Genomic DNA, 25124 nt, shown 5'->3' with positions numbered 1-25124 from the left:
GCACCGCGCTCACCGGTTGGTCTTGATCTTCTTCATGGTCAGGTGGGATTCGAGGCGGAGGACGGCGGGCAGGCAGCTGAGCTTGCCGGTGAGGAAGGCTTCGTAGGCGGCGTGGTCCGCCACGGCGACGCGGATGAAGTAGTCGGGGCGCCCGTACATGCGGCGGAACTCGACGACCTCGTCGTAGGAGGCCACGGTGTCCTCGAACTCCTCGAAGCTCTTACGGTCCTGGGCGTAGATCTCGACGTCGATGAGGACCTCCAGCCCGCGGCCCATGGCCTCGGGATTGATGACGGCCCGGTACCCGGCGATGACGCCGGCCTCCTCCAGCCGTTTGACCCGGCGCAGGCAGGGCGGCGGGGTCAGGCCGACCCGCTTGGCCAGCTCGACGTTGGTCAGCCGCCCGTCCTGACGAAGGTGAAACAAAATTTCTCGATCGAGCTCGTCAAGGCCCATTTCATTGCTCACAGCGCCATCATAGAGCGATAATCGGCAACCATATGAGACGGGATTCTTCCTAAAATTTCTCCATGAACATAAGCCCTGCTGTTGCCGGGAGCCGTTCCCGGCCTGCGCCCGCCCCTGCGCCCGTCCCTCCGGCTGCCGGACCGTCCGAGGCGCGTGCGGCGTTCAAGGAATCCGCGGGCGCCGGCCTGGGATTCATCCCGCTCGGCCTCGCCTTCGGGGCGCTCGTGACCCAGTCGGGCCTGGACTGGTGGTGGGCGGGGCTGTCCGCGACGCTCGCCTTCGGCGGATCGTTCGAGTTCCTGCTCATCGGCATGGTCACCGCCGCGGCCCCGCTGGCCGCCATCGCGCTGTCCGCGTTCATGGTGAACGTCCGGCACGTCTTCTACGCGCTGTCCTTCCCCCTGCACCGCGTGACCGGCCGCCTCGGCAAGACGTACGCCACCTTCGCCCTGTGCGACGAGGCGTACGCGCTGACCACCGGGAAACAGGCCCGCTCCTGGCCCGGCCGGCGCATCCTGTGGCTGCAGCTCTTCCTGCACCTGTACTGGGCGGTCAGCGCGGTGGCCGGGGCCCTGCTCGGCTCCCTCATCCCGGAGGGCGTCACCGGCCTGGACTTCGCCCTCACCGCCATGTTCACGGTCCTCGCCCTCGACGCCGTCCGGGACCTGCGCGGCGACCTGCCCACCCCCGCGCTCGCCCTGGTCAGCGCCCTGGCCGCCCGGCTCCTCTTCCCGGGCCAGATGCTTCTGGCCGCCTTCGCCCTGTTCACCGCCGCCCTCCTGGCCCGCCACTTCACCAACGGCAGGAAGCCGACCCGTGCCTGACACCCGCTACGCCATCGCCGCCGTCCTCGTCGCCGCCGCCGTCACCTGGGGCCTGCGAGCCCTTCCCTTCGCCGCCCTCACACCCCTGCGTGCCAGCAGCATCGTCCAATACCTCAGCACCCGCATGCCCGCCGGCGTCATGGTGATCCTCCTCGTCTACTGCCTGCGCGACCTGTCCCTCACCCAGACACGCACCCTGGCCCCGCTGATCGCCCTCGCCGTCACCGTCGGCCTGCACCTGTGGCGCCGCAACGCCCTGCTGAGCATCCTCGGAGGCACGGCCGCCCACGTGATCCTGGCCAGCGCGGTCTTCGCTCCCTGACTGAGCGTTCGGTCCGTTGTTTTGTAACTTGACCTGCCCTTGAAGTGTGTTGGTCGCCCCCGAGAAGGGAGCCGTGGATTTCGGTGTCGGCACCGGATATCCCTCGGACCGCGCGCGGTGCTTACAGTGCGCCCGAGGCCCCGCGGACGCTGATGGGCAGTGCCGGGCCGGCGCCGCACGTCGCCGGCGCCCGGTCCCGGGGCGGGGCCCGGTTCCGTGCAGGTGCGGCCATCAGGGGTCCACGGGCTTGAGTTCGCCGGTACCGAAGGGCAGCCAGGAGAGGAGGTGCCGGCTCGGAGCGGTGCCCGAGCGGCCGATCGTCACCCGGGCGCCCCGGGGGACGACGGCCGTCAGCCGGGAGCCCGGGAACCTCGGATCCTCGGGGTCCGGCGGTGCGTGCCGTGACTGGACGCTGGTGAGCCGGTCCGTACCGTCGGCCGAGACCGTGACCGTGAGCGTGGGGGCGTCGTCGCCCGGTGCGTCCTCCTCGGTGACGAGCTGCCCGGTGAGAAAGCCGTCCGTCTCCGCCGTGTACGTGAGCTCGTCCGCCTCCCCCAGGCCGAACTCCGTGGGCAGGTGGGTGAGCGTGGTCTTCCCGTGGACGGTGAGGTCGCCGATGGTCAGGTCGGGCCGGGCGACCGTGACGGCGGTCGTCAGCGCGTACTCGGCGACGTTGCCGTCCACGTCCACCTCCACCGCGAGTACGAACGCGGTGTCGCGATGCAGGTTCGGCGTGGGCCAGTTGCGGATGCCGGTGACGTCCACGGGATCGCCGCCGTGCAGCATCGTGTACGTGGCTCCGTCCCGGCTGGTGCCCCGCCAGGTCAGCTCGGCCGGGGAGCCGCTCCGGACGAGGATGTACGTGGGGCGGAAGTCGCTCACGGTGAACCCCGCCGGGACCTTCGCCAGGGGCCACTCCTCCTGCCGGGGCTCACCCCCGCCCTGGAGTGTTTCGGTGACGGTCAGCTTGCTGGTGCCCACCGCCGGGTTGACCTCGATGCCGGTGATCGACACCTCCACCTGGTCCTTGGAGGGAAAGGGCCGGTTCGGGCGCCTCGGCCGGAGGATGAACGCCGGGGTCTCGGAGTCGCGCTCGAACACCCATTTCTGGCCGTCGTCGATGTCGAGGACCCCGCTGTCCGGTTTCGCAGTCAGGTCCCCGGGCCCGCTTCCCACCGGGTAGGAGAAGCGGACCTCCTCGACGTGGACCGGGGTCTGCTGGTGATTGGTGACGGTGATCCGCAGTGTGGCCGTCGCCGGTGTCGTTCCCTGGGAGACCTGGATCGGTGCCGGGTCGGTCTCCACGGTGTAGGTCAGCACACAGGTGCTCTCTTCGGGTCGTCGTACGCCCATGGCGCGCCTCGCCTCCGTCTCTCCGGTCTCCGCCGTCCTGTCAGCCCCAGGCGGGGCCGACGGCCAGGTAAGCGGAGAGGCCCAGGGCCGATCCCAGGGGGAACTCCTCGACCTGCACGCCGTCGGACACCCGCACCTTCTGCACCGAGTCGACGCGCTCACTGGTGACGAAGAGGTGCTCCCCGTCGGGTGAGAGCGCGATCGCGTTCGAGCGGTCGCGTACGCGGATGGGTGCCACCTCGCGGACGGCGGCGACGTCGATCACCTTCACCTCCGCACCGCGGTTGGCGACGTACACGTACCGGGAGTCCGGTGACGCCACGAGCTGTTCCGGGGACTGTCCGACCGGGACGAGGGGAGGTTCGCCGCTGCCGGAGGTGCTGGCGACGGCCACCATGTTCACGGGTGGGATACCGAAGGCCAGGGTGGCGCCGTCGGGGGTGAGCGCCATGCACGTCGCGGTCGTCCACCCGCCGAGACCCCTGACGACCTCCTGCCGTGCGGTGTCCACGACCGCCACGGCGGGGTCGGCGTCGCAGCCGATGTAGACGAAGTCGCCCTCCGGTGATGCCACGACGCCGTCGGGCCGGGGGCCGGTGCCGATGCGGTGCTTCTCCCCGGTGACGAGGTCGATCGCGTGCGCGGCCTCGTCCAGCGGGTTGGTGACGTAGGCCGCGGAACCGTCGGGCAGGACCGCCACCCGGTAGGGCCACGCACCCGCTGCCACCGTCTTGAGGGTGCCCGCCGTGATGTCCAGGAGGGCGAGGGTCCCCTCGCCTCCGCCGGCCCCCTTGGCGGTCGCCAGGACCCGGAAGCCGTCAGGAGAGATCACGACGCCGCCGGGCTCGCGGCCGGTCTGGCTCTGCCTGATCGGCTGCCCGCTGTCGGCGTCGAAGACCCAGAGCCGGCCGTCGGACCCGTCGAGCACGGTCAGGAACGTGCGGTACGGCCACCGGTCCCGGAGCGTCTTGGCGCCGGAGGTGACACGGTGCCGGACGGGGTCGGTGTCGCACTCGACGTAGCGCTTGCCGTCCCGGGTGACGAGATAGCCGTTGCTGGTGGCCGGGTGGTTGAAAGCGGCCGCGATGCCGTCGGCGATGCCGGGGGCGGGGTGGTCGGGGTTGTGCCAGAAGTCGGCGATCGCGCCCTGCTCCAGAACCTCGTCGCCCTCGATGTCGTAGTTGACGCACCGGCTGCCGCGGAAGAAGTAGACCGTGCCGTCGGGTGCCGGCAGGCCGGCGTCGATTCCCTCCGCGAAGTCCGGTGCGTCCTTGCGGAGCCCGGGAAACCTGTCGCCGATCGGCGCCGGGGAGGCGTTCGGCGGCACCGTCGTGTTCTGCACGAAGTCGTACAGCACGCAGGTCGCACCCTTGAACAGGTACACGCGCGCGGAGTCCGTCGAGCAGGCGGCGTCGAAGCCGTTCCGGTACGTGGTGGGGAGTCCGGGCCACAGGTCGCGCACGGCGGCCCCCTCGGCCGGCGGGGCCACCGCCGCCGCCTCGTGCCGGACGGCCCAGTCGCCGCGGACCATGAATACGGAGGCCCGGGACTCGCCCGAGTCCGGGGTGCTGAACGCCGCGTTGACGCCCGGGGGCGTGAGGTCGGTGCTGTCGGTGTTGCCAGTGCTGTCGGTGCTCTCGGTCATGACGGGAACTCCAGGGGTCGCCGGGAAGAGACGGAACACATCACTGAGGGGGAGGCGTGAGGGAGCCCGCGCCGAACGGGAACCAGGTCAGGGCGGCGGTGAAGTTCGTGTCGCCCTTCTGGACCACCCGCACACGCGAGCCCTTGGGCACCGGGACGAACAGGCTCGCCTCCTGGTTGAGCGTGCCGCCCCGCGCGTCCCACGACTGCGTCGCGAACTGCTGCCGCCTCAGTTCCGGGGGAGTGACGAAGACCTTGAGCTCGGCAGGCACCTGGTCCTGCGTGGTCTTGATGTAGCCGGTGATCACACCGTCGGTGTCGGCCACGTACTCCGCCGGACTGCTCTCCGTGCCCCCGGCGATCTCCGCGGCCCGGCCGAACAGGCGGACGGAGCCGTTGACGTCGAGGTCGCCGACTTCAAGGTCGGGCACGTCGACGGTGACGGCGGTGGTGAGGCCGTAGGTGACGGGGACGCCGTCCCGCACCGTGGAGCCCAGGATCATGAACGCGGTGGCGCTGGTGAGGCCGGGCGAGGTCCATTCGCCGTTGCCGTCCTCGTCGATGCAGTCGTTGACCAGGCGGCGCTGGTCGCCGTAGAAGAGCTCGTAGTCGGGCCCGACCTCGCACTTCCACGTCAGCTTCACCGTCCCGCCGTTGGGGACGTCGACCCGGTCCGGGCGGAAGTCTTCCAGCATCGCAGTCGGTGACGCCTTGGCCAGTCGCAGTCCGCCGGGGGCGCGGCGGAGGCTCTCCGGGCTGCCACCTGCCCGGAGGCCCCCCACGCCGCCGCCCGCGCCCCCGCTCTCGCTGATGCCGAGCGTGATCGCGCCGACCGCGTGATTCACCGTGATGTCCGCGAGGGTGACCACGACGCGGGCGCCCGGCTTGAGTTCCGTGCCGTCCGCGGCCGGGCGTACGTGCACGACCCCGCCGCCCCGGTGCTCGGCCGACCAGCCGGCGTCGTCCGTGGACGCCCTGATGGTGTCCGGTGCGGCCGTGAGCGCTTCGGGTCCGCTGCCGACCGGGAGCGTGAAGGCGATCGTGCCGCAGGGGACGGGATCCGGGCCGGAGTTGGTGAGAGTGATGCGTACGGTGGCGTGTGCGGGGGCTTTCTCCGTGCCGACCCGCAAGGGGGCCGGGTCGGTGTGGACGCTGTAGGACAGCGCGGTGGCCGAGGAGTTCATGACGTGCTCCCGTGGGTCGGGGCCGGGCCCTGCGCGGGCGGGCGCTGCCGGCTCTCGTCGGTCTCGCCCAGCGCGCCGCTGAGCTGCAGGAATCCGGTACGGGCGGCAGGCGTGACGTCCGACAGGGCGAGGGCCGCGTCGGGAGTGGTGAGGGGACGGACGGTCCACGCTCCGGGGCCTTCAACCGGCACGGCGGCCCGGCTCGCGGCCGCCGGTTCGGCCCAGGCCCACGTGCCGCGCCAGCCGGAGGGGCCGGGCGTGACGACGTGCTCGCTGGGCGTGCCGCCCTGCCCGTCCGTCACCATACGGGTCCCCGCCAGCAGCGGACCCATCCGGAAGGACAACTTCATCCGGGCCAGGGGCTCGCGCACCCAGGTCGGCGGCAGCAGGAGCCGGCCCACCGGCAGGATGTCGGTCACGGCGTGGACGGCCGCCCAGGGGTCGGCGAGGAGCGTCACCCAGGCGGCGGTCTCCTCGTCCCGGGCGCGGGTCTCCGGCGAGGGAGCGGCCGCCGGCCGCGCGGGCAGCACGATCTCGCTGCCGTCGATGGGGACCACATACTGCGCGTCCGTGGCCTGCGGCTCCGGTTCCGGAACGGCGTGCAGCCGCGTGTAGTCGGTTCCGCAGAAGAATCCGGCCAGCCCGTCGCCGAGCATGTCCCCGGCCCCCAGCCGGACGTTCCACAGGTAGCCGGTGAACTCCGGTACGGGTGGCGGGCTGATGACGTCCTCCCAGGACGAGGGCGTCATCGCGGGACCGTTGAGTTCGAACCGCAGCCGCGAACGGAGCAGCGCCATCGGGCGCCCCACCAGGGCGGCGAGGCTGTCGTCGTCCCCGCCGGGTGCGGTCGCCGACATGGCCCTGTCGACGACGGACAGCAGCTGGGCGAAGGCGGGTTCCCCGCCGCGCAGGAGCTCGGTGACGAAGCCGTGCAGGTGGGGCAGGTCCGCGGCGAAGGCCCGCCCCGATTCCGACTCCGGGTCGGGGTCGGGGTAGGCGGAGCCGGGCAGCGGGTACCAGGTCGAGACCTGCCGGTGCGCGGTGTCGAGCACGATCCGGATCTCGCCCAGCCCGCCGCCGTCCGGGGCGTGGACGAGCAGGGCCCCGGACAGGTGGTTGACGATCAGCCAGCCGCACACCGGGCTCTCGCCCGCGGCCTCCCGCGGCCCGGCGTCGACGTCGATGCGGTGGTGGTCGTCCCGGGCCGAGACGTAGTCGAAGCGCAGCCGGGCGGGCTGGAGCAGGCGCGGCGGCAACTCGATGCACCGGTACGCGTTGTCGGGGATTACGGGGATGCCAGGTGTGACGCTGTCGGCGCGCTCCACCCTGAACCGTTCCACGTTGTCCGGGCTGATGACGGCCAGCGACTGGCCGAACCGGTCGATCACGTGGAGTTCTTCGAAGGCGATCTGCCCGGCCCTGACGGGGCGGAACTCGCGGGCCGTCCGGGATTCGGAACCGGATCCGGAAGCCGGACCGGGGTCCGGCACTTCGCTCAGCGAGACCCGGGTACGGCTGTTGTCGACCAGTTGCGCGAGCTCGCGCTCGTCCTCGTCGTCCGAGGAGGGGGCGATGCCGGTCGCGGGAGAGTGCTGGGCCAGCCAGTCGTTGACGCCGAGGATGCGCTGGGACAGCTGGTCCCATTCCTCGGTCTTGCCGCGCAGCGCGTTGAGCTCGGCCACGGGTCCGCTGCGGTACGTGCGGGCGTGCTGTGCCAGGCGGGAGCGCGTGTTGAAGGAGGGCAGCGGGTTGAGCAGGGCACGCCCGTCGACGAAACCGTCGGGAGCGACGTTGCGGCCGTTCCAGCGGTAGCGGGTGCCGTCGAAGGACCAGTTGTCCTCGTCTCCGCTGCGGTAGGGGGTGGGGTAGCACTTCATCCGCCAGATGAGGTGCAGCGGTGACCAGGGCTGCGCCCATGGCCGGGTCCACCGGCCGACGGCGCCCTCGACGTGGGTCTCCTCGTGGGCGAGCGCCTCCTCCAGGGCCGTCGTACCGGGTGACGATCCGGGCGTGACGGCGGCGCGGTCGAGGAGGAAGAACTCCCCGAGGAGTGCGGGCAGTACGCCGGACTCCGGCAGTTGGGGCAGCGCGGGAGCGGGCACGTCGGCGGGAGGCCGGACCGTCTCTTCGCCGATGCGGATGCCGGTCACGGTCTCGGCGGGGACCCGGCATGGCAGGTCGTTCTTGTCGGTGAGCTGCCGGTCCAGCTTGGCGCCGCGCACGATGACGGACGGGTCGGGGGTGCTGTGGAACGCCGGGTCGGCGCACCGCTGCAGCTCCCGGCCCGGTGCGAGGCCGTGCTCGTCGGCGTAGACCCGGACCGCGTCGTCGAGGTCTTCGGCCGTGTCACCCCACGGGATGCGGGAGCGCAGGCCGCCCGCGCCGAAGACGGTGTCGATCTGCTGCCGGACCTGCCAGGCCAGCGTGCCCGTCACCTCCGGCCTGGTCTCGGCTTCGTACGCCGCGTCCCAGCCGGTGGGCCGGCTGGGACGGCCGCGCAGCCACCACAGGCCGTACAGGCGGCGCTGGACGTGGGCGAGCTCGCGGGAGGCGGCGTCGTGCTCCTCCTGCACCTGGTTCAGCTCGGCCAGCCAGCGCCGCTCCCCGGCGATCTGCTGCGGTGTCCGCTGCGGCCACGCGCCGTCGGCCGGGGCGGGGCGGTCGACGATGCGCCAGGAGTAGCCGCCCGGTTCGGCGTCGAACCAGGTGCGCCGGGTGGCCTGGTCGAGGGCCGTTTCGCCGTCGTCGTCGAGGACGTCCAGCAGGTCGTAGGTGAAGGCCTCCCACAGCAGGGCCGCCTCGGGGTCGTTCAGCGCGGGCGGCACCAGGGCGGTCTCGGCGTCGGTGACGATGTGCCCGACGGCGACGTCGACATCACGCACGTCCGGCTTGCCCGGGAGCGGCGGATCGCCCTTGAGGTCCCAGTGGAGGCCGAGGGCGGTGCCCGCGTAGAACGACCGGGCGGGAGCCGCCGCGGCGTCGGTCGTGGACCACCGCAGGGAGTCCAGCAGTGCCCGGACGTCGCCGCCCGGCGGCGCGTGCAGGACGTCCCACTCAGGGTCGGAGTACCAGCCGACGACGGCGTAGCCGAGCAGGGCGGGGCCGGGGAGACCGGTCAGCGGGTCGTGGAGGGAGAAGACGTTCTCGCTGTACGGCTGGTACGTGGCGAAGGTCGGCAGGCCGGGCCCGACCGCCGTGAGGAACTTCCGTCGCCCTTCGGGCTCGGACCAGGGGCCGTCGGCCAGGTCGTGGGCCCTGCCGATATAGGTGGGCGTCGGCCGGTCCGCGAAGGGGTCGAGAAACGCGCTCGTGCCGTCGTCGTAGTCGAGGAAGTCGCTGTCGACGACCCAGCCCGCCACGGCCGGCCTCTCGTCGGGCCGGTCCGCCGGGCGGCTGTAGCGGACGACGAGCCAGCGATTGGGAACGACAGGGAACTCCACCTTCCCGGCCGGGCCGTCCTGCCGGCCGCGCCGCAGCGCGTCGGGAAGCAGCCACTGCACGTGGACACCGAGCCCCGGTTTGCCGGCCGCGCTCTGGAACGGATCGGGCTCGGGCGGCTGCCGCTCGTCGAGCTGCTCGAAGTCGGCGTACCAGCGGTGGTGGGGCTGGTTGTTGCGTACGCGCTCGTTCACCAGGAACGCGTCCACCTGGACAGGGACGATCAGGGGCGGCTGGGAGCTCATCGTGCGGGTCCTCACTGTCGGCCGGGCTGATCGAAGGAGGGAGCAGAGGCGGCGGGAGCGGAGGCGGAGGGAGAGAAGGTGATGCACTGCGGGGCGTTGACGAGCTCCACGGCGAACGCGCCGGGGGAGAGGTCGTCGTCCGGGCCGAGCTGCCCGGCGGCCCGGAGCGCTACGGCCATGGCGGGGACCAGGGGATCGGCGCCCGCGGCGAGGTCGAGGATCTCGGGTTCTTCCCCGCCGTCGACGGCACGCAGGAAGCGGGTGATGCCCTCCTCGCCCTCGGGCGGGAAGGTGCCTCCTTCCTCCAGCGACTTGCCGACCGGCTCGGTGAGCCTGCGCAGCCCGATGCGCTCGCCCTCGTCGACGCCGAAGTGGATGCCCTCATGCGGTTCGCGGAACCGCACCTCGTCGGGAACGCCGTCGAAGAGGCACAGCAGCAGGTCCGGGCCGATGATCACGCGATGGGCGACAGTCAACGGCTGCGGCTCGCCGTTGCCGCCGGTGACGCGGGGTTCGACGACGACGTCGGGCCAGTTCCGTACGAGCGCGGACCGCATGAGCAGCCCGGTGAGCGGTCGCGGCTCCTCCAGTGCCTCGTGGGCGAGCCGGTTGACCGCTGCGTCGAGCGAAGTGCCGATGCCCGTGCTCAGCACGCCGTCGCGCAGGGCGGTGCACCACTGCGGGTCGACGTGGAAGAAGCGCAGACTCTCGGGGGGCAGCATGCGCGCGTCGGGCACCAGGTGGCTCAGGGGCGTCGCCGCCAGCAGCTTCACCTGGTCGACCGCGCTGATCAGCGGGGCGAGGTGGGCGGACAGTGCGGCCCGGAGCCCTTGCCGTGCCCGGTCGTCGCGCGACCGGTCCAGGAGGGCTTCGAGGGCTTCGACGCCCGGGGGCCGGGGGACGCCTCCGGCCCGGAGCCGTGGCGCCGTCGCGCCGCCCGTACGCGCTTCAGCGGCCGGGGTGGTGGCCGCGGCGTGCAGCCGGTGCCCCAGTCCGCCGGCGATCAGCTCGTGGAAGCGCTCGTGCGCCTGGCCCGGCGCCGTGGCCAGCGGCGTCTTCGTCCGCATCAGCGCGCGTCCGGCAACGTGGCGCGCCCGGGACCGGAACGCCGACAGCGAGGCCGCCAGGGTGTCGTCGGAGAGGGCGAGGGACCGGCCGAGGGTGAAGGCGGCGGCGTAGCTGACGTCGAAGACGCCGGTGTCCGTGAGGTAGACGAGCGCCTCGTCCGCCTGCCGGTAGCCCTCCGCGGGGCGGGGAACGGCCGGGGCCACGACCGGGGTGAAGGGGCCCCGGTACCAGCCGAACGTGTGCTCCCCGGACGGCAGGACGTAGTCCACGGGCGCGTAGCCCAGATCGAGGCGGTCGGTGGCGGCGGTCCGTGCGCCCGCGGGCTGCCGGGGGCGCAGGCGCAGTCCGAGCCCTGCCGGATCCTCGGCCATGTGCCGGATCAGCGCGTCGAAGTGGCCGGTGGGGTCGGGCCGCGCCTCGAAGGACCACGCCCACAGGGACACCATGCGCACGACGGGCCGGGCGGGCTGCTGCCCGGCGAGGTGGTCGCCGAAGCCCTCCAGCGAGACGAGGTGGGCGGCGTAGCGCCCGGCGGTGCGGGGGAAGCGGTTGGCCACCACGACGGAGTAGTCGCCGATTTCCAGGGTCTCGCCGGAGGCCGCTGCCGCCTCGGGCGGCTGCCACGGCCGGACCTTGCGCACGTGGCACAGGAACGGGAGGTCGGCCCGCCGCGGTACGAGGTCTTTGAAGACGGCGGCCGGGACGTCGATGGTGGTGCACGTGCTGTCCCACAGCTCGGACGGGACGTCGTCGAGGTCGATGCGGGGGAGGAGGACGTCGCTGTCCGTGGTGTCGAGGAACTGCTGCACCGTCCTCGTGTCGGTGCGCCCCTGGGCCTTGGGGTCGCCGGGCAACTCCTCCTCGGCGAAAAGGAGCAGGGCCAGCCAGGGCGGGCGCTCCGTCCAGTCCGGCTTGAGGATGCGCTCCCAGGGCAGGATGAGCCGGTCGAGCGTGATGTGCGGCAGGAGGCGGTCGAAGGCGCCGACCGCCGCGGGGGCGGGATGGAGGGCGTGGACGAAGGACGCGTCGATGGTGAACTGCGGTGTCCGGATCTCGAATTCCTGCTGGACCGGCGGCAGTTTGTCGCTACCGACCTTGTCACCGGACAGCTCGTGTTCGAGCATGAGCCGGTAGAGGCCCCCGGGGGCGGGCGCGACGTGGTCGTCGTGGAAGTGGATGTCGAACCGGGGGGTCTCGGTCTCGTCCCCGGTGGTCCCGGCGGCGTCGGGTTGCGTCATGGCGGATTCCCTCGCGCGGTTGGGGGTGTCAGAGCGTTGCGGGGCCGAGCGTCATGGGTTCGGCGGTGAAGGTGTTGTCCGCGAGGGCGGCGAAGCCGTCCAGGCGGTCGTGCGAGGGCGGGGCGAGGCCCAGCGCGGTCAGCTCGGCATAGAGCGCGTCGCGGGCCGGCACGGTGGTCGTGGCGATTCCGGTGGCGATCGTCCCGATGCTGGTGGGCTCGTCGCCCGGCTCCCAGGGCCGGGGCACGGGGCCGGTGGGCCGGTCCGCGGGGCTGATCGGCAGGGCGTCGCTGGGAGCCAGCCTCTCGAAGCCGAGGGAGACGTCGGTCATCCTGCCCGGTGTCGGCCCGTCCACGGGCTTGGGCACGGTGACGCCGAGCCCGGTGAGCTGGTCCTCGATGATCGGGTCCGGCGCGAAGTCCTCGTCCTCGGGGTCGCCCGTGCCCCACAGCGCCTCCGGGACGTTGTCCTTGACCGGTTCGAGCAGCCAGCGGCGCTGCTCCGGCACGCCCGGGTCGAAGGGGTCGAACGGGTAGCCGCCGAGGAGCACCGTGAGGCGGTGGACGGACGACTGCCCGGTGGCCTGCATGGGCCGGATGTCGAGGGTCTTGCCGTTCACCTGCCGTGACCCCGCCGTGGCCTGCGACGCAGGCAGAGCCGTGGACGTGGCGAAGGAGAAGCCGTCGGCGGAGACGACCCAGCGGTCGTCACCGGCCTGCATGCGGCGGGCACGCGTGCCCTCGTCCTCGGGCAGGATGCCGGTGAGCGGTGTGATGCGCAGGATCTGGTCGCGCGCGGGCAGCTGCTCCTGGAACTCGCTCCAGGAGACGGGATCGGGCTTACGCTCGCCGCTCGCCCCGAATGACACGTCGAAGTCGATGCACCACAGGTGCACGGTCGCGATGCCGCCCACGGGCGGTCCCCACACGTCGAGGTCGACGCCGACCTCGCCGCGTACGGTGAACAGCCACAGGTCGACCGCGAAGCCGATACGGACGCCGATGCCGAGCCGGAAGTAGAAGGGCTTCCACTGGACCAGCGCGTCCACCTTGGCGACGAGCCAGGCCTCGACGATGCCGGAGTGGAACGACACCTCCAGCCGGCCGCCGGCCATGAGCGCCGAGGGGGTCAGCGCGCAGTACGCCTCGCCGCGGACGGTGACGACGTCGGAGATGCCCCACGTGAAGCCGAGCCTCGGCACGACGGGGTAGTGATCGGGCCGCCGGAAATCGGGGTGGTAGCCGCCGAGGGTGAACACGAAGTCGCCCTTGTGCCGCCCGCCGAACCAGGTGCGGTAGGCCAGGCCGCCCGTCAGCCGGCACTCGGGGTCCAGGACGTACGACTCGGGCGTGAGCTCCGCGGCCAGCGCCAGCATGCTGTCGCGCGAGGTGTACAGCGCCTGCATCGCGAGCTGGACCTGGGCGTACTTCTTTCCGCCGGAGCCGCGCCGCCGGACGGGGAACGCGGCCGTGGCCAGGCCCAGGACGGCGACGGTGAAGTCGTCGCCGAACTCGACGATCGCCAGCGCCTGGCCGTCCACCAGCTGGAAGACGGTGAAGTCGATGCCGAGGGCGAACCACACCTGCCCGGCCGCCGGGGTCAGCCACGGGGGCCGGCCCCCGGTGCCGTCGAGCAGGTCGTCCAGCACCTCCAGGGGCGGGCGCTCGGCGCCGCCGTGACCGAGCTCGGAGATGAACGGGAACTCCGGCGTCTGGGCCGGTGCGGGAAGCCGGACGGAGCTGTTGTAGCCGAAGCCGGCGGCGATCCCGCGGACCTGGAACGGGGGCGGGCCGAGCCCCTTGCGGCCCGCGAGGACCCCGTACAGGAACAGCGACGGGTAGCCGCCCTCGGCCCGGGCGTACGCGCCGAGGACCTTGACGGCGGCGAACCGCGCCTCGATCACGGCCATGCCCGCGAACAGCATGTCGTAGGGAGGCTCGGACTCCTTGACGAGGAAGGCGCCCCCGATCCTGACGGGCGGCCGGTCGTAGGACAGGCCCAGGCCGCTGAGGGTGGCCCGGAAGGTCCAGTCGCCGTGGTCAAGACCGATGGCGAAACCGAGTTCGGACGCGCTCAGCTCGATCCCGCCGGCGTCGACCGTGGCGTCGATGGTGATCCGCGCCGTGCCGTTCGCGTAGGACAGGCCGATCTCGGACACCCGCAGCGGCCCGAACGTCGCCCCGACCGGGATGCTGGCCTGCGCGGGGACGTCGTCCGGGTCCTCCTGCGGGGTGGCCGGCAGGCGGGGCGGGGGTGTCGGGGCCGGTCCCGGCCCCGGTGTCGGCTGCTTGCGGCGCAGTGGATAGACGAGGGCGTAGTTCTTGACCGTGGTGGCGACGCCGGCGGTGACGGCCAGCGAGGCGCCTGCGGTGAGGTTGCGGCTGGGCAGGCCCAGGTTGACACCGGTGTTGGCCATCAGCTCGTTGAGGGCCTTGACCTTGCGGGCCGTCAAGGCGGCGGAGAGGTGGAAGGCCTGGAGCCCGGCGAAGACCAGGTCGTCCTCGACCGGGGCGTGATCACCGATCGAGGGCAGGTCGGCGAGGCCCGCTTCGTACTTCCCCTGCAGCAGGACGACGCGGATCCGGGGCCCCGCGGCGCCAGTGCCGGCCCGGTGCGGCAGCGAGGCGAAGGCGAGCTGCACGTACTCGGTGGCGGCCGAGAACACGAACGCCCTCTTGCGCTTGTCGTAGGCGAACGCGACCTGCTTCAGCACGGGGACCAGCTGGTCGGGCAGGTCGGCGGGGGCGGAGCCGATCGCGTGCGCGACGTCGTTCCAGGACAGACCGTCGTCGGACGACCAGTCGCCGATCACCGTCGTGCCGTCCAAGGTGGCGGTGAACGCCATCTCCTTGGGCTTGCCGTCCGCGTCGGAGAACTTCAGCACGAGCGCGGCGGACAGTCCCTGGCCGCTCGCGGACAGCACCAGGTGCGGGGCGAAGGAGTCCTCTTCGCCGGCGTCGTCCTCCGTCGCCGGGAGGGTGAAGTCCAGGGCCATCCCGGTGACCAGCATGGCGGCGTCCACGGTGAACGAGACGAGGACGGGGCAGGGGCCTTCGACCAGGGTGAAGGAGTACGTGCCCTGGACGGTCACTTCGCCGCGGTTGGGGACGGCACCGCCCACGGTCAGGTCGGACGACGCCAGCCAGGTCTCCAGCAGCGGGCCGATGCCGGGGATGTCCCCGAGCCGGCCGACGGGCAGGAGGAAGTCCTCACCGGAGTCGGGGAACAGGCCGAGCAGCTCGTCGAGCGATAACGCCATGGGTTCTTCTCCCCGGACATGGGCGACGAGTGGGCGTGGAACCGGGCGGAATCATGGCATGCGCGGGACAGGTCCTCATGCATATGCCGACAACACCTGAACTGAAGTGATTGCATCCGGCCAATGGTCGAATCGGTGCATAAAGGGCGTGATTGTGGGGAGCGGTTCATGCTCCGCAACGGATACCTCGGGGGTGCGAGGGGGTGGGGCCCCTGGGGCGACGGGACCGCCGTCCGCGGACGTCGCAATGTCGCCCCCGGCGGGCTGGGACGGCTGTGGCCGCCGGGTGAGCAGAGGCGGAAGGGGCGTTCGGCGGCGACAGTGTGCACAAAATGCCGTGTTCCGCAACCGTTGCTAGCCTGAAAGGGGTCGCGCTCTCGGAAAACACGAGCTCAAACGCTCAATCAAACGCACGGGGGCGATCATGGAGTATCGCAAGCTCGCACCCTCATTGGCCGCCGCCTACGAGCGGTACCGCCAGGACGACGTCTCCTCACTCCGCCGCCAGTCGGCCTCCCTGGGCTGGGTGTCCGTGGACGAGCCGGCAAAGCCGACGAGAGCCGTCGTCTCTCTCATCTGCACGCCGGGCGCCACGCTGGACAAAGTCGGGTACGAAGGCCTGGAGATCAACCGAGGCGGAGACCGGATCCGTACCGCCATCGTTCCCTTCGACGGCCTCGAGACCCTCGCCGAACACCACGAGATCGAGCGGATCGTCTCCGCCCACCTCATGCGCCCGTACCTCGACGCGGCCCGCACCAGCGTGGGCCTGGACTCGTTCCAGAACACCACCAGCCTCACCGGCAAGGACGTGCTGGTCGGCATCGTCGACACCGGCATCGACCCGCACCACCCCGCCTTCACCGGTCGCATCGAACGGATCTGGGACCAGACCCTGCACGGGCCGGGAGTCCCCGAAGGCGCCTACGGCATGGAGCTCAAAGGTTCACACATCACCCAGTCCCGCGACACCGAAGGCCACGGCAGTCACGTGAGCGGCATCTTCGCCGGCGCCGACTCCACCTACGGAGGCGTGGCCCCCGACGCCCGCATCGTGGCCGTCAAGACGAACTTCCTCGACCCCGGAATCATCGCCGGAGTCCAGTACGTCTTCCGCATCGGTCAAGAGATGGGCCTGCCCACGGTGGTCAACCTCAGCCTGGGCGGACACTACGACCCCCACGACGGCAGCGACTCGATGTCGCAGGCCATCGACGACGAGACCGGTCCCGGGCGCATCGTGTGCTGCGCCGCCGGCAACGAGGGCACCGACGACATCCACGCCCGCGTACCCGTAGACGGGACGGCGGTGAAATCCCTGCCGTGCATCCCCGATATCAAGGGCCGGCGTCACGACTTCATGCTCAACGGCTGGTACGCGACCGACAGCCGTTTCGAAGTCGCCGTCGCCGCGCCCTCCGGGCACAGCACGGAATTCCAGCCCCTGCTTCCGACCACGCAGAACCCCGCCGGGACCTACGACCTCCCCGACGGAAAGGTGGAGATCGCCACGCCGGAGACGAATTCCCTCAACAACGACCGCAATTTCTTCATCATGGTGCGGCCCGAACGGCGATCGCTGTCCCCCGGCCTGCTGCCCACCTGGCAACTGCTGATCCGCGGCAGCGGGGCATCCGACCGAGGTACCGCCGACGTGTGGATCCTGGACACCAGCGGGCACGCCCGGTTCAACGGTCCGATGACGTCCGACGACATGAAGATCGGCTCCCCGGGCTGTGCCTCCTCCGTGATCACCGTCGCCGCCTATGCCACCAAGACCACCTGGGAAGACATCGACCACGACCAGTTCAGCGCCCCGTGGCTGCGCCTCCACGACATCGCGGACTTCAGCAGCGAAGGACCCTTGCGGGACGGCGCCAGGAAACCCGACGTCACCGCGCCGGGCGCCATGGTCGTCTCCTCTCTCTCCCAGGACTCGGAACCCGACCGCGAATTGACGCTCGACACCGCACACGTCGCCCTGCAGGGAACCAGCATGGCCTCCCCGTTCCTGGCCGGAGTCTGCGCCCTCCTGCTCGAAAGGGACAACAACCTCGACCCCGCACGCGTCAAGAAGATCCTCAAGGACCACTCCGCCCGCCCGCACAGCCATGCAGGCGAATTCGACCAGAAATGGGGTTACGGCCTGATCGACGCGGCCGGCCTGTGAGAGGCTGCGCCGACATGGACTACGGAAAGCTCGACGCTCCCCTCGCCGTCCGCCTCGCCGCGACCGCGGACGACGACGAAGCGCGGGATTTTCCCGTAGTCATCCGCCTCACTGCTCCGCCCTCGGCGGAGCAGCTCGCCACGCTCAAAGCGGCGGGCGTCTCCCGCGTTCCCGAGGGGCGCCGGACAATGTCCGCCGACCTCTCTCGCCGGGACCTTGAGCGGCTGTCGGCCGAGCCATGGGTTCTCGCACTGAGCCTGTCCGTACAGAGGCGCCCCTTCGGGGGTGAGCAATCCCGGTAACCGTTAACCGGGACATGGCGGCGCCTGGAGGTCACCGGCCCTGTCTGGCCACGTACTCGTCGAGCGGCTGCAACGCGCCCCAGGCCCGGTCGAAAATGGAGGCGAGGTGCGCCAGGAAGACCGGACCTTCGACGCTGAACCCGGTGAGTTGCTGGCGGCCGTCACCGGCAGCGGTCACCTCCGAGGCGACCCACTGGCCGTCGCGCCTGCGGCCTACGACGACTCGCCCCGCTGTGCTGTTCACGTCTCCCGCCTCTGGGGCCCTCTGCCCAATCGGCCGCGGCAGCAGCCCCTCCTCTGAACCAGAGTCAACCCTGCGCATTGAACAGCGGATTGGGCAGCTGTGCCCATTGGTCGCCCCCCGTCAGCCGCATCAGTGTGAGCGCCTTCGCCGGCAGCGGCTCCGTCCGGAGGGCTTGCAGGTCCGCCGTCCGGGCGAGATCCCGGGTGGCGGCCTCCAGGACCGTGCCCAGCGTGGGGGCGTTTCCCGCCAGCGGGCCCAGCGCCCCCGTGATCAGGCAGCCGAGTGCTTTGCGGCGCAGGGCGGTGGAATCGTCGTTGAGGAGCCGGCCGCTCAGCGGCGGTGCCGGGAAGCCGTTCCGGACCAGCCGGGCCGGGCTGATCCGGATGTCGGCCAGGTCGCGGTACACGAGCCGACGGGCCCGGCCTTCCGCGTCGAGGACGACGAGGAGGTTCTGCCCGTGCGCCTCCAGCGCCACCCCCAGGTCGAGCAGGTCCAGGCAGACGCCGAGGGCCAGCCGCGCGAAGCCGGTGATCCGCTCGAGCCGCGCCCGGGGGGAGTGTGGTGCGAGATACGCGGGCAACTCGGCCACGGGGATGACCTGTTCCCCCGTCCCGGCGTACGCGTACGGCGACTCCCGCAGCACCGCCGCCAGATCCGGCGTGCCCGCCCCCGCCGCCGCCAGCATCCGGGTGACGTGAAGCCGCCCGCCCAGGCGGTCCGCGACGCGCGCGGCGACGTCGGAGGTGATCAGAGCGTTCTCCACCGAATAGGCGGAGATGTCCCGTACGGCAGACGTCAGCTGGGCGCTCACCGAGGTTTTGACGTGAAGGTCCCTGCCGAGGTCGAGGGTGCGCAAGGCCAGGAGCGGATGGGCCTGCGGCCCGGGAAGCAGCCTGCGGTCGGCCAAGACGTGCTCCGCCTGCCAGGGGTGCACCGGGATCAGCGCCGTGTCGCCGTCCCGGAGCCCGGACGGCCACGGGCCGCGGAGCATGGCGCCCGTCACGGGTGCCAGTCGCAGGCCCACCACCGGGCGGTGCTCCGGGGCGTACGCCAGTTGTTCGGTGGCCGAGAAGCCGGGGCGGGACCGGCAACCGGGGTGGTAGGGATGGCCGTCCGGCGACCGCTGCTCCCACTCCCACGGCCGGGCCGGCGGCTTCGTCGGGCGAGGCGCCGTCCGGGACAAGGCCAACGAGGCGGTGCTGCCGTCGAGTTCCGCGGCGAACCGTGCCCGGCCCGGCACTGACAGGGCCGCCATCAGCAGGGCGGGATGGCTGTACGGGGCGCCGTCCAGCTCCAGCGAGCCGACTGTCGTCCCCGTCGCCCACGGGTCCGACCGCGGGCCGTGCAGCCGACGCCCGTCGGTCAGCCGCAGCGTGACGCCGTCGCCTCCGGACGTGCGGCTCGCGACCCAGGGCAGCGGCTCATGGACCAGCCCGCGCCACAGCCGGGCCAGCACCGCAGCCCGCGCGCCGGGCAGCGCGGCCAGGTAGGGCGAGAGCAATTCCGGCCGTTCACGGTCAAGTTCGGCTGCGAGGTCCCGCTCGGCGACGGTTCGGCACACGCGCATGTCCTACCGCGTCCGAACACACTCCACACATACTGATGACCGATGAACACCTTTGCCCAGGCAGCCGACGCACTGGCCGTTACGCCGTTGCTCAACTGCCTCCTTCGAGAAGCCGCAGCCCCGGCCGGGGAACCGGTCGCCGGCCGTGCCGTCCACCGCCTGCGCGCCAGCGGCCGGCTGCTGCGTGTGCGCACCGGTCACCGGCCTGCGGCGCCCGAGCTGTGGTCCGGCGCCACCTGGCGGCCCCTGGGACACTCCGGGCTCGTCGACCTCACCGTCCAGGAGATGCGCGCCGCCACCGGACGCACCAACGCCGCCCTGGCCGCCGAGATGACCGCCAGCCGCACGGCCGTGGAGGCCCTCCTGGCCGCCCGGGCTTGCGCCCCTCCGCCCGACGACCCGTGGCTGCGCTCCGAACAGGCCCTGGTCATGGGCCACCCCTTCCACCCGGCCCCCAAGGCCCGCAGCGGCGGCGGCCCACCCGCCGCCTGGCTGCGCTACGCCCCCGAGGCGTACGCCCGCTTCCCGCTCATCCTGCTGGGCGTGCGCGAGGACGCAGTGATCGACGACGGCGACACCAAGGCCCTCGACGCCCTGGGCGAGGCCCCCTCCGGCTACCGCCTGCTGCCCGCCCACCCCTGGCAGCTCGACCTCACCCACCACCTGCCCGCCGTGCGCACCGCCTTCGCCGAAGGCCGCCTCGTGCGGCTGGGCACCACCCCCTGGCAGGCCCGGGCCACCTCGTCGGTGCGCACGGTCCACATTCCCGGTAGGCCCTTACGCGCCGGGGCCACCGGGGCCACCGGGGCCACCGGGGCCACCGGTGGCACCGAACACGCCGGGGGCACTGGAGCCACGGGGGACCTGTTCCTGAAGTTCAGCCTGGAAGTGCAGATCACCAACGACGTCCGGCGGATGCGACGGCACGAACTGCGCCATGTGCGCCGCACCGACCCGCTGGTAGCCGCCGCCTTCCGGGCGATGGGCGGCTCCGCGGCCTGGCTCACCGAACGCGGGCACCGCACGGTCCGCGGCCTTGACGAGGTGTTCCCCGTCCTCGTCCGCGACGGCCTGGACGCTCACGTGGTCCCCGGCGCCACCGCCGTCCTGGCCGCCGCCCTCCCCGAGGGCTTCGACGGCAGCCCCCTCGACCGCCTCACCGACCCGCTGCCCTGGTGGTCGGCCTATCTGGGCTGTGTCGTCCAGCCTGTGCTGGAGGCGTACGCCCGGCACGGCGTCGCGGTCGAGTGCCATCTTCAGAACACCCTGGTCGCCGTGGACGCCGACGGCATTCCCGTGCAGGCCGTCTTCCGCGACACCGAGGGCGCCAAGGTGATCCCCTGGATGTCTCGTGAGGCTGCCTGGCAGCGCCTGGTGTACTGCCTCGTCGTCAACAACCTCACCGAGATCGCCGGCACTCTCGCCCACCGCTTCCCGGGGGCCGCCGGGGAGCTGTGGTCCGCCGCGCGGCGGGAATTCGAGCGGTGCGACAAGGAGTGCGGCCTCTCCGGGACCGAGGTGGAAGCACTCCTCACCGCGCCGACGGTCCCGGGCAAGGCCAGCCTGCTGTCCCGCTGGATCGACGCGGACGGCACCGACCCCTGTTACCTCCCCGCCCCCAATCCGCTGGCCGTACGCCCCCCAGTGATGGGCAGGCGCAGCAGCAGGCCAGGGCAGTGACAGGGGCGGCCGCACTGGAGGCAGGAGAGGTCGCCGGTCGTGGTGGCCTGCAGCCAGTAGTCGTGGAGGATGGTGACCGGCTGCCGGCCGAGGGCCCTGAGCAGGCCTTCGCTGCGCCCCTGCCGGTTGTGGAGCCAGGAGATCGTGTACGCCTCGGTGCATCGCTCTCGCAGCCACCGGGTGCGGTGTGCGGTCAGGGCGCTGCCGAGGCCTCGTCCGCGCATCGGCGCGGTCACGGCCAGGGAGCTCAGCCGGCCGATCCGGCGGCCGCCGGCCGAAGGCGGAGTGGCGGGGAGCGTACCGGGCGGCATGGGGGCGGTGAGGTCGCGGTAGCCGTCGTCATCCAGCACACGGGCGGCCGCCACGCCCACCGGAACGGGAGGCTTTCCCGCGTATGCGGCCAGGAAGAGCAGGGCCCCGTCGCGGAGGTCCTCAAGGACTTGTTCGACGGTGAACATGCCACGCCCCAAAACGGCGTCGGCCAGGCTGCCGGCGTCCGCCACGGCTTGCCGGTCATGCGGACCGAGCTCGGTGATGGCCCAAGTGGTCATACCGCCACTGTCCCGCGGCGGGCCGACCGCCATAGACGGTCTGCCCGCCGGCCTGCGTCCCCGTAGCCGTACTGCTCCATCTGGCGCAGCAGGCCCTTGGCGCGGGCCGCCGCGTTCGGGCGGCCGCCTCCAGCAGGGGGTCGGGGCCTGTCATGGTCATGGGGAGCTCGGGGTCTCGGGGGTGACCGGCGAAGCCACCCGAACGCTCCGATGGCATGATCGGACTCGACGAGCGTCCTCATCGCCCGTCCTCACCGGAAAACAACGCTGTCCGGGTGTCCGGCACGAAGAGTGACTACGTAATTAACATCTAACAAATCGGCCAAACAATTGATACCTAAAGCATCGCGAGTTTTTTCGCGAATAAACTGCAGAGCCGCGGTCGCCGCGTGGCGCCGGCCGCGGGCGATACTGTGGGTTGCGGTGGGCGTCGTCGCCCTTGGATTTCTCGTCACGCTGGAGATCGCCGCGCGTCGCTACACCGGCCAGCCGGGGCCGATAACCAACCAGGTGCAAGAGGTTCTGTTCGCCCCCAAGCCGGGGCCACTGTACGGCGGTCTGGCGCTGATGATGGTGGCGCTCACCTGGCGGCAGCGGTTCATCGCGGCCGGTATCGCGATCGGCATCGACGTCGTCTTCGTGCTCGTGCGGTGGGCGGCGGACGTCAAGACGGCCGACGGTCATTTCTTCGGCAATGGTGCATTGTGGGTGATGCTGGGCTATGGGGTCATCGCCGTCACGCGCCGCACCGGCCCGGAACGTATTCTGCTGCTGAAGGCCGTCGGGCTGGGCCTGCTGCTGGTGGCCGGCCGCAAGACCGGCGATACCTGGCTGCTCATCACGGCGAAGACCCGTTCGGCGGTGCTCGACCCGTACGTGGCGACCGCCGACCACGCGCTGGGCAACCCCTCATGGCTGGCAGGCCGGATCCTCAAGGCCACCGGCCCGGTGGGCACCCACCTTCTCGACGTGGTCTACGCGCAGCTTGCGGTGGCCGCGATCGTCGTCGCGCTGTACCAGCTGCGTAACGTGACGGTCGAGCGCCGCTTCCCACGCCATCACCTGGTGCGCACCTTTCTGGTGATCGGTCTCCTCGGGCCGGCCATCTACATGATCTTCCCGGTGGTCGGACCGGTCTTCGCCTACGGCCCGGGCGCCTCCGGCACCGGTGGCGTGCAGTGGGCGGTGGCCAACCTGTGGCCGGACACGCCACTGCCGATCAATATCCCGCACCCGGTGTCATACGACGACCTCACCCCGCGCAACTGCATGCCCAGCCTGCACACGGCGTGGGCTACGGCGATCTTCATTCATTCCCGCAAGGGCCCGAGGATTCTCCGGTTCGCAGGCGCGTTCTGGCTGGTTGCCACGCTCAGCGCAACGCTGGGATTCGGCTACCACTACGGCGTGGACCTCGTGGCCGGTGTGGTGTTTGCACTCACCATCGAGGCGGCGCTGCGCTCGATCGAACGCGGATGGGACCGGTTCGGTGTTCAGCTGGTCGCCTACGGCGCGACCGTATTCGCTGCGCTCCTGCTGTCATATCGCTATCTGCCGGTGGAGATGGCCAGGCATCCGTGGGCGTTCGGACCGCTTCTCATTCTGGCCTTGGCCTCCGTGATCTACGGCTACGTACGGACCACCAGACTGTGGGAACCGAAATCCGCACCAGTGCGGCAACCGGAACCGCAACCCGAACTGGTCTGAGTCGTGTGACATCAGTTTGCGGGCGCGGCGGCGGAGGGGCTTGACCCTGACCCTACGTCAGGGTTGGAGCCTTGCCGCATGACGAACAACAGCACTTCCTCGGCTGCTCGGCTCGTTCCTCCGGTCGGAGGGTTCCAGAAGGTCGACGGCCGCCGCGTCTTCGTGCACCGGTCGGGCAGCGGCGGACCGGCCGTCGTGTTCCTGCCGGGCGCGAGCGCGGTCGGCCTGGACTATCTCGGTCTCCAGCGAGCGGTTTCGCAGTTCACCACCGCCGTCGTGTACGACCGCGGCGGTACCGGCTACAGCGATGACGTCCCGCTGCCGCGCACCGCCGCCGCGGTCGCCACGGAGCTGTACGAGCTGCTGCGTGCCCAGGGCATCGCCGGCCCGTACGTTCTGGTGCCGCACTCCCTCGGCGGCGCCTACGCGCACCGGTTCGCGCAGCTGTACCCGCAGGAGGTGGCCGGGCTGGTCTGGCTGGACGCCTTCCACCGTGACTGGGACGACTTCATGCCGCCCGAGGCGAGACTGGCCGAGAGCGTGCGGCTGTCGCCTACCGAGGAGCAGCTCCGGCAGTGGATCCCGGCCATACGCGAGATGTGCGCCCAGGTGCTCACGGACTTCCCGGAGGACGTGCGGGAAGCGCTGATCGATTACCACGTGAGTGAGAGGTGGATCCACGTCGGCATGGCCGAGCGCAGCACGCTGGCCGAACTCGCCACCGAGCTGAAGGCCGGGCCGGACGTTCCCGACGTCCCGGTGATCGCGCTCACCCCGTTGGGCATCGACCCCGGCCAGCAGGCGCTGATGTCGGAACAGGAGTTGCAGGCGATGCATGACGGCAAGGCGAAGTTGTACGCGGCCATGGCGAACTCCGTATCGCACGGGGAACAGCGCATCCTCTCCGACACCGGCCACAGCCAGCTCGTCTTCGAGCGTCCCGATGCCGTGGTCCAGGCGATCCGCGACGTCGTCGACCAGGTGGCCCGCGCCTAGACTCGGCCCGATCAGATCCGACGACCCGAGGTGAACGGTGCTCACGATCAGCCAGCTCGCGGCGACCGCCGGCGTGACCGTGCGCACCGTCCGCCACTACCACCACGTCGGCCTGCTGCCCGAGCCCGAGCGTGATGCCTCCGGCTACCGCCGCTACAGCGCGCAAGCGGTGGTGGATCTCATCCGGATCAGGACCCTCGCCGATGCCGGGGTGCCGCTGGCCCGTATCGACGCGCTGCTGCACGCACAGCCGGCCGAGTTCGCCGCCGCCGTCACCGACATCGACGCCGAGTTGCAGCGCAAGATCGACCAGCTCACCGAACACCGCCGCCGGATAGCCGAACTGGCAAGCGGCGAAGCTCTTGTGCTGCCTCCCGAGGTGGTCGCCAACCTCAACCGGATGCGCAGCCTCGGGGTCAGCGAACGGGCGGTCCGGATCGAGCGCGACGTGTGGATCCTCATGCAGGCACTGGAACCGCACTCCATGCCGCAGGGGATACGGGACAAGACCGCCAGTTTCGACGACCCCGGGACGACGCGCCTCTATCTCGCCATCGGTCAGTCGCTCGACTGGGATCCGCACGATCCACGCGTGGACCGGCTCATCGACGACCTCGACGCATGGGAGACCGAGCACGAACGGGACAGCAGCCGGCCGAGGAACATGGCGAGTCAGCTGGTCTTCTCCCGGATCGTCGAGGCATCACCGGCATGGCAACGGATCCTCGACGTGCTCGCCCACCGCGCCCGGCAGCGCCGGACCGCCGGGCACGACGGCTGAAGGAAGGCCGTCAGCACTCCTCGCACAGGGTGGCATCACCGGAAGGTCCTGCTTGACCGGTACCACCATGGAGCAGTTCCCTT

18 protein-coding genes are annotated in these 25124 nt (G+C 71.3%); 8 read left to right on the top strand and 10 right to left on the bottom strand.

All coding sequences use genetic code 11. The annotated features are described in order from the left end of the window. Positions 1-9 precede the first annotated feature (9 nt). Positions 10-456: an Lrp/AsnC family transcriptional regulator gene (locus IE241_RS09625; RefSeq protein WP_268254372.1), complete on the bottom strand. Its 447-nt coding sequence runs from the start codon at positions 454-456 to the stop codon at positions 10-12. A 74-nt stretch (positions 457-530) separates the two neighbouring features. Here IE241_RS09625 and IE241_RS09620 point away from each other — a divergent pair, with 74 nt between their 5' ends. Both IE241_RS09620 and IE241_RS09615 read left to right on the top strand, forming a co-directional pair. Next, on the top strand, positions 531-1292 hold the full coding sequence (locus tag IE241_RS09620) for an AzlC family ABC transporter permease (RefSeq protein ID WP_190021252.1): 762 nt from the start codon (positions 531-533) through the stop codon (positions 1290-1292). Next, positions 1285-1614, top strand: a complete 330-nt coding sequence (locus IE241_RS09615; protein ID WP_190021251.1) for a branched-chain amino acid transporter permease — start codon at positions 1285-1287, stop codon at positions 1612-1614. Before IE241_RS09620 ends, IE241_RS09615 begins: the two co-directional genes overlap by 8 nt. Positions 1615-1845: 231 nt before the next feature. Here the strand turns inward: IE241_RS09615 and IE241_RS09610 are convergent, their stop codons facing one another. The 6 genes from IE241_RS09610 to IE241_RS09585 are packed head-to-tail and all read right to left on the bottom strand — an operon-like array spanning position 1846 to position 15043. Next, positions 1846-2967, bottom strand: coding sequence for a hypothetical protein (locus tag IE241_RS09610; RefSeq protein ID WP_190021250.1), 1122 nt, complete (start codon positions 2965-2967; stop codon positions 1846-1848). A 40-nt stretch (positions 2968-3007) separates the two neighbouring features. Further along, the gene (locus IE241_RS09605; RefSeq protein ID WP_190021249.1) at positions 3008-4612 is read right to left on the bottom strand and encodes a cell surface protein; all 1605 of its coding nucleotides are present in this window, start codon (positions 4610-4612) and stop codon (positions 3008-3010) included. A gap of 40 nt (positions 4613-4652) precedes the next feature. Continuing rightward, a complete protein-coding gene (locus IE241_RS09600) occupies positions 4653-5795 on the bottom strand; it encodes a hypothetical protein (protein WP_190021248.1) in 1143 nt (380 codons plus the stop codon). Beyond that, positions 5792-9478: a hypothetical protein gene (locus IE241_RS09595; RefSeq protein ID WP_190021247.1), complete on the bottom strand. Its 3687-nt coding sequence runs from the start codon at positions 9476-9478 to the stop codon at positions 5792-5794. The genes IE241_RS09600 and IE241_RS09595 overlap by 4 nt, the downstream gene beginning before the upstream one ends. An 11-nt stretch (positions 9479-9489) precedes the next feature. Then, positions 9490-11784, bottom strand: a complete 2295-nt coding sequence (locus IE241_RS09590) for a hypothetical protein (RefSeq protein WP_190021246.1) — start codon at positions 11782-11784, stop codon at positions 9490-9492. A gap of 28 nt (positions 11785-11812) precedes the next feature. Continuing rightward, positions 11813-15043: a DUF6603 domain-containing protein gene (locus IE241_RS09585; RefSeq protein ID WP_190021245.1), complete on the bottom strand. Its 3231-nt coding sequence runs from the start codon at positions 15041-15043 to the stop codon at positions 11813-11815. Between the two features lie 424 nt (positions 15044-15467). Between IE241_RS09585 and IE241_RS09580 the strand changes: the two genes are divergently transcribed. Both IE241_RS09580 and IE241_RS09575 read left to right on the top strand, forming a co-directional pair. Further along, a complete protein-coding gene (locus IE241_RS09580; protein WP_190021244.1) occupies positions 15468-17213 on the top strand; it encodes a S8 family serine peptidase in 1746 nt (581 codons plus the stop codon). A 14-nt stretch (positions 17214-17227) separates the two neighbouring features. After that, complete coding sequence (locus tag IE241_RS09575; protein ID WP_190021243.1) at positions 17228-17515, top strand: hypothetical protein; 288 nt, start codon at positions 17228-17230, stop codon at positions 17513-17515. A gap of 31 nt (positions 17516-17546) precedes the next feature. Here IE241_RS09575 and IE241_RS09570 read toward each other — a convergent pair whose 3' ends face one another. After that, a complete protein-coding gene (locus IE241_RS09570) occupies positions 17547-17759 on the bottom strand; it encodes a hypothetical protein (protein WP_190021242.1) in 213 nt (70 codons plus the stop codon). 64 nt (positions 17760-17823) lie between these two features. Beyond that, positions 17824-19326 (bottom strand): IucA/IucC family protein, encoded by a 1503-nt coding sequence (locus IE241_RS09565; protein ID WP_190021241.1) that lies wholly within the window; start codon positions 19324-19326, stop codon positions 17824-17826. A gap of 42 nt (positions 19327-19368) precedes the next feature. Here IE241_RS09565 and IE241_RS09560 point away from each other — a divergent pair, with 42 nt between their 5' ends. Beyond that, positions 19369-21006 (top strand): IucA/IucC family protein, encoded by a 1638-nt coding sequence (locus tag IE241_RS09560; RefSeq protein WP_190021240.1) that lies wholly within the window; start codon positions 19369-19371, stop codon positions 21004-21006. On the opposite strand, the gene IE241_RS09555 is transcribed toward IE241_RS09560, so the two are convergent. After that, on the bottom strand, positions 20931-21557 hold the full coding sequence (locus tag IE241_RS09555) for a GNAT family N-acetyltransferase (RefSeq protein WP_190021239.1): 627 nt from the start codon (positions 21555-21557) through the stop codon (positions 20931-20933). The genes IE241_RS09560 and IE241_RS09555 overlap by 76 nt on opposite strands. Before the next feature lie 330 nt (positions 21558-21887). Between IE241_RS09555 and IE241_RS09550 the strand changes: the two genes are divergently transcribed. From IE241_RS09550 to IE241_RS09540, 3 genes are all read left to right on the top strand, one after another. After that, positions 21888-23264, top strand: coding sequence for a phosphatase PAP2 family protein (locus tag IE241_RS09550; RefSeq protein WP_190021238.1), 1377 nt, complete (start codon positions 21888-21890; stop codon positions 23262-23264). A gap of 78 nt (positions 23265-23342) precedes the next feature. Next, a complete protein-coding gene (locus tag IE241_RS09545; protein ID WP_190021237.1) occupies positions 23343-24260 on the top strand; it encodes an alpha/beta fold hydrolase in 918 nt (305 codons plus the stop codon). A 37-nt stretch (positions 24261-24297) separates the two neighbouring features. After that, complete coding sequence (locus IE241_RS09540; protein WP_190021236.1) at positions 24298-25041, top strand: MerR family transcriptional regulator; 744 nt, start codon at positions 24298-24300, stop codon at positions 25039-25041. Positions 25042-25124: the final 83 nt, after the last annotated feature.

The sequence above is a fragment of the Streptomyces hiroshimensis genome (genome assembly GCF_014650335.1).
In the GTDB taxonomy this organism is placed as follows: Bacteria; Actinomycetota; Actinomycetes; order Streptomycetales; family Streptomycetaceae; genus Streptomyces; species Streptomyces hiroshimensis.
Note: the sequence above shows the minus strand (reverse complement) of the source record. Positions and strands in the feature narration are given on the sequence as shown.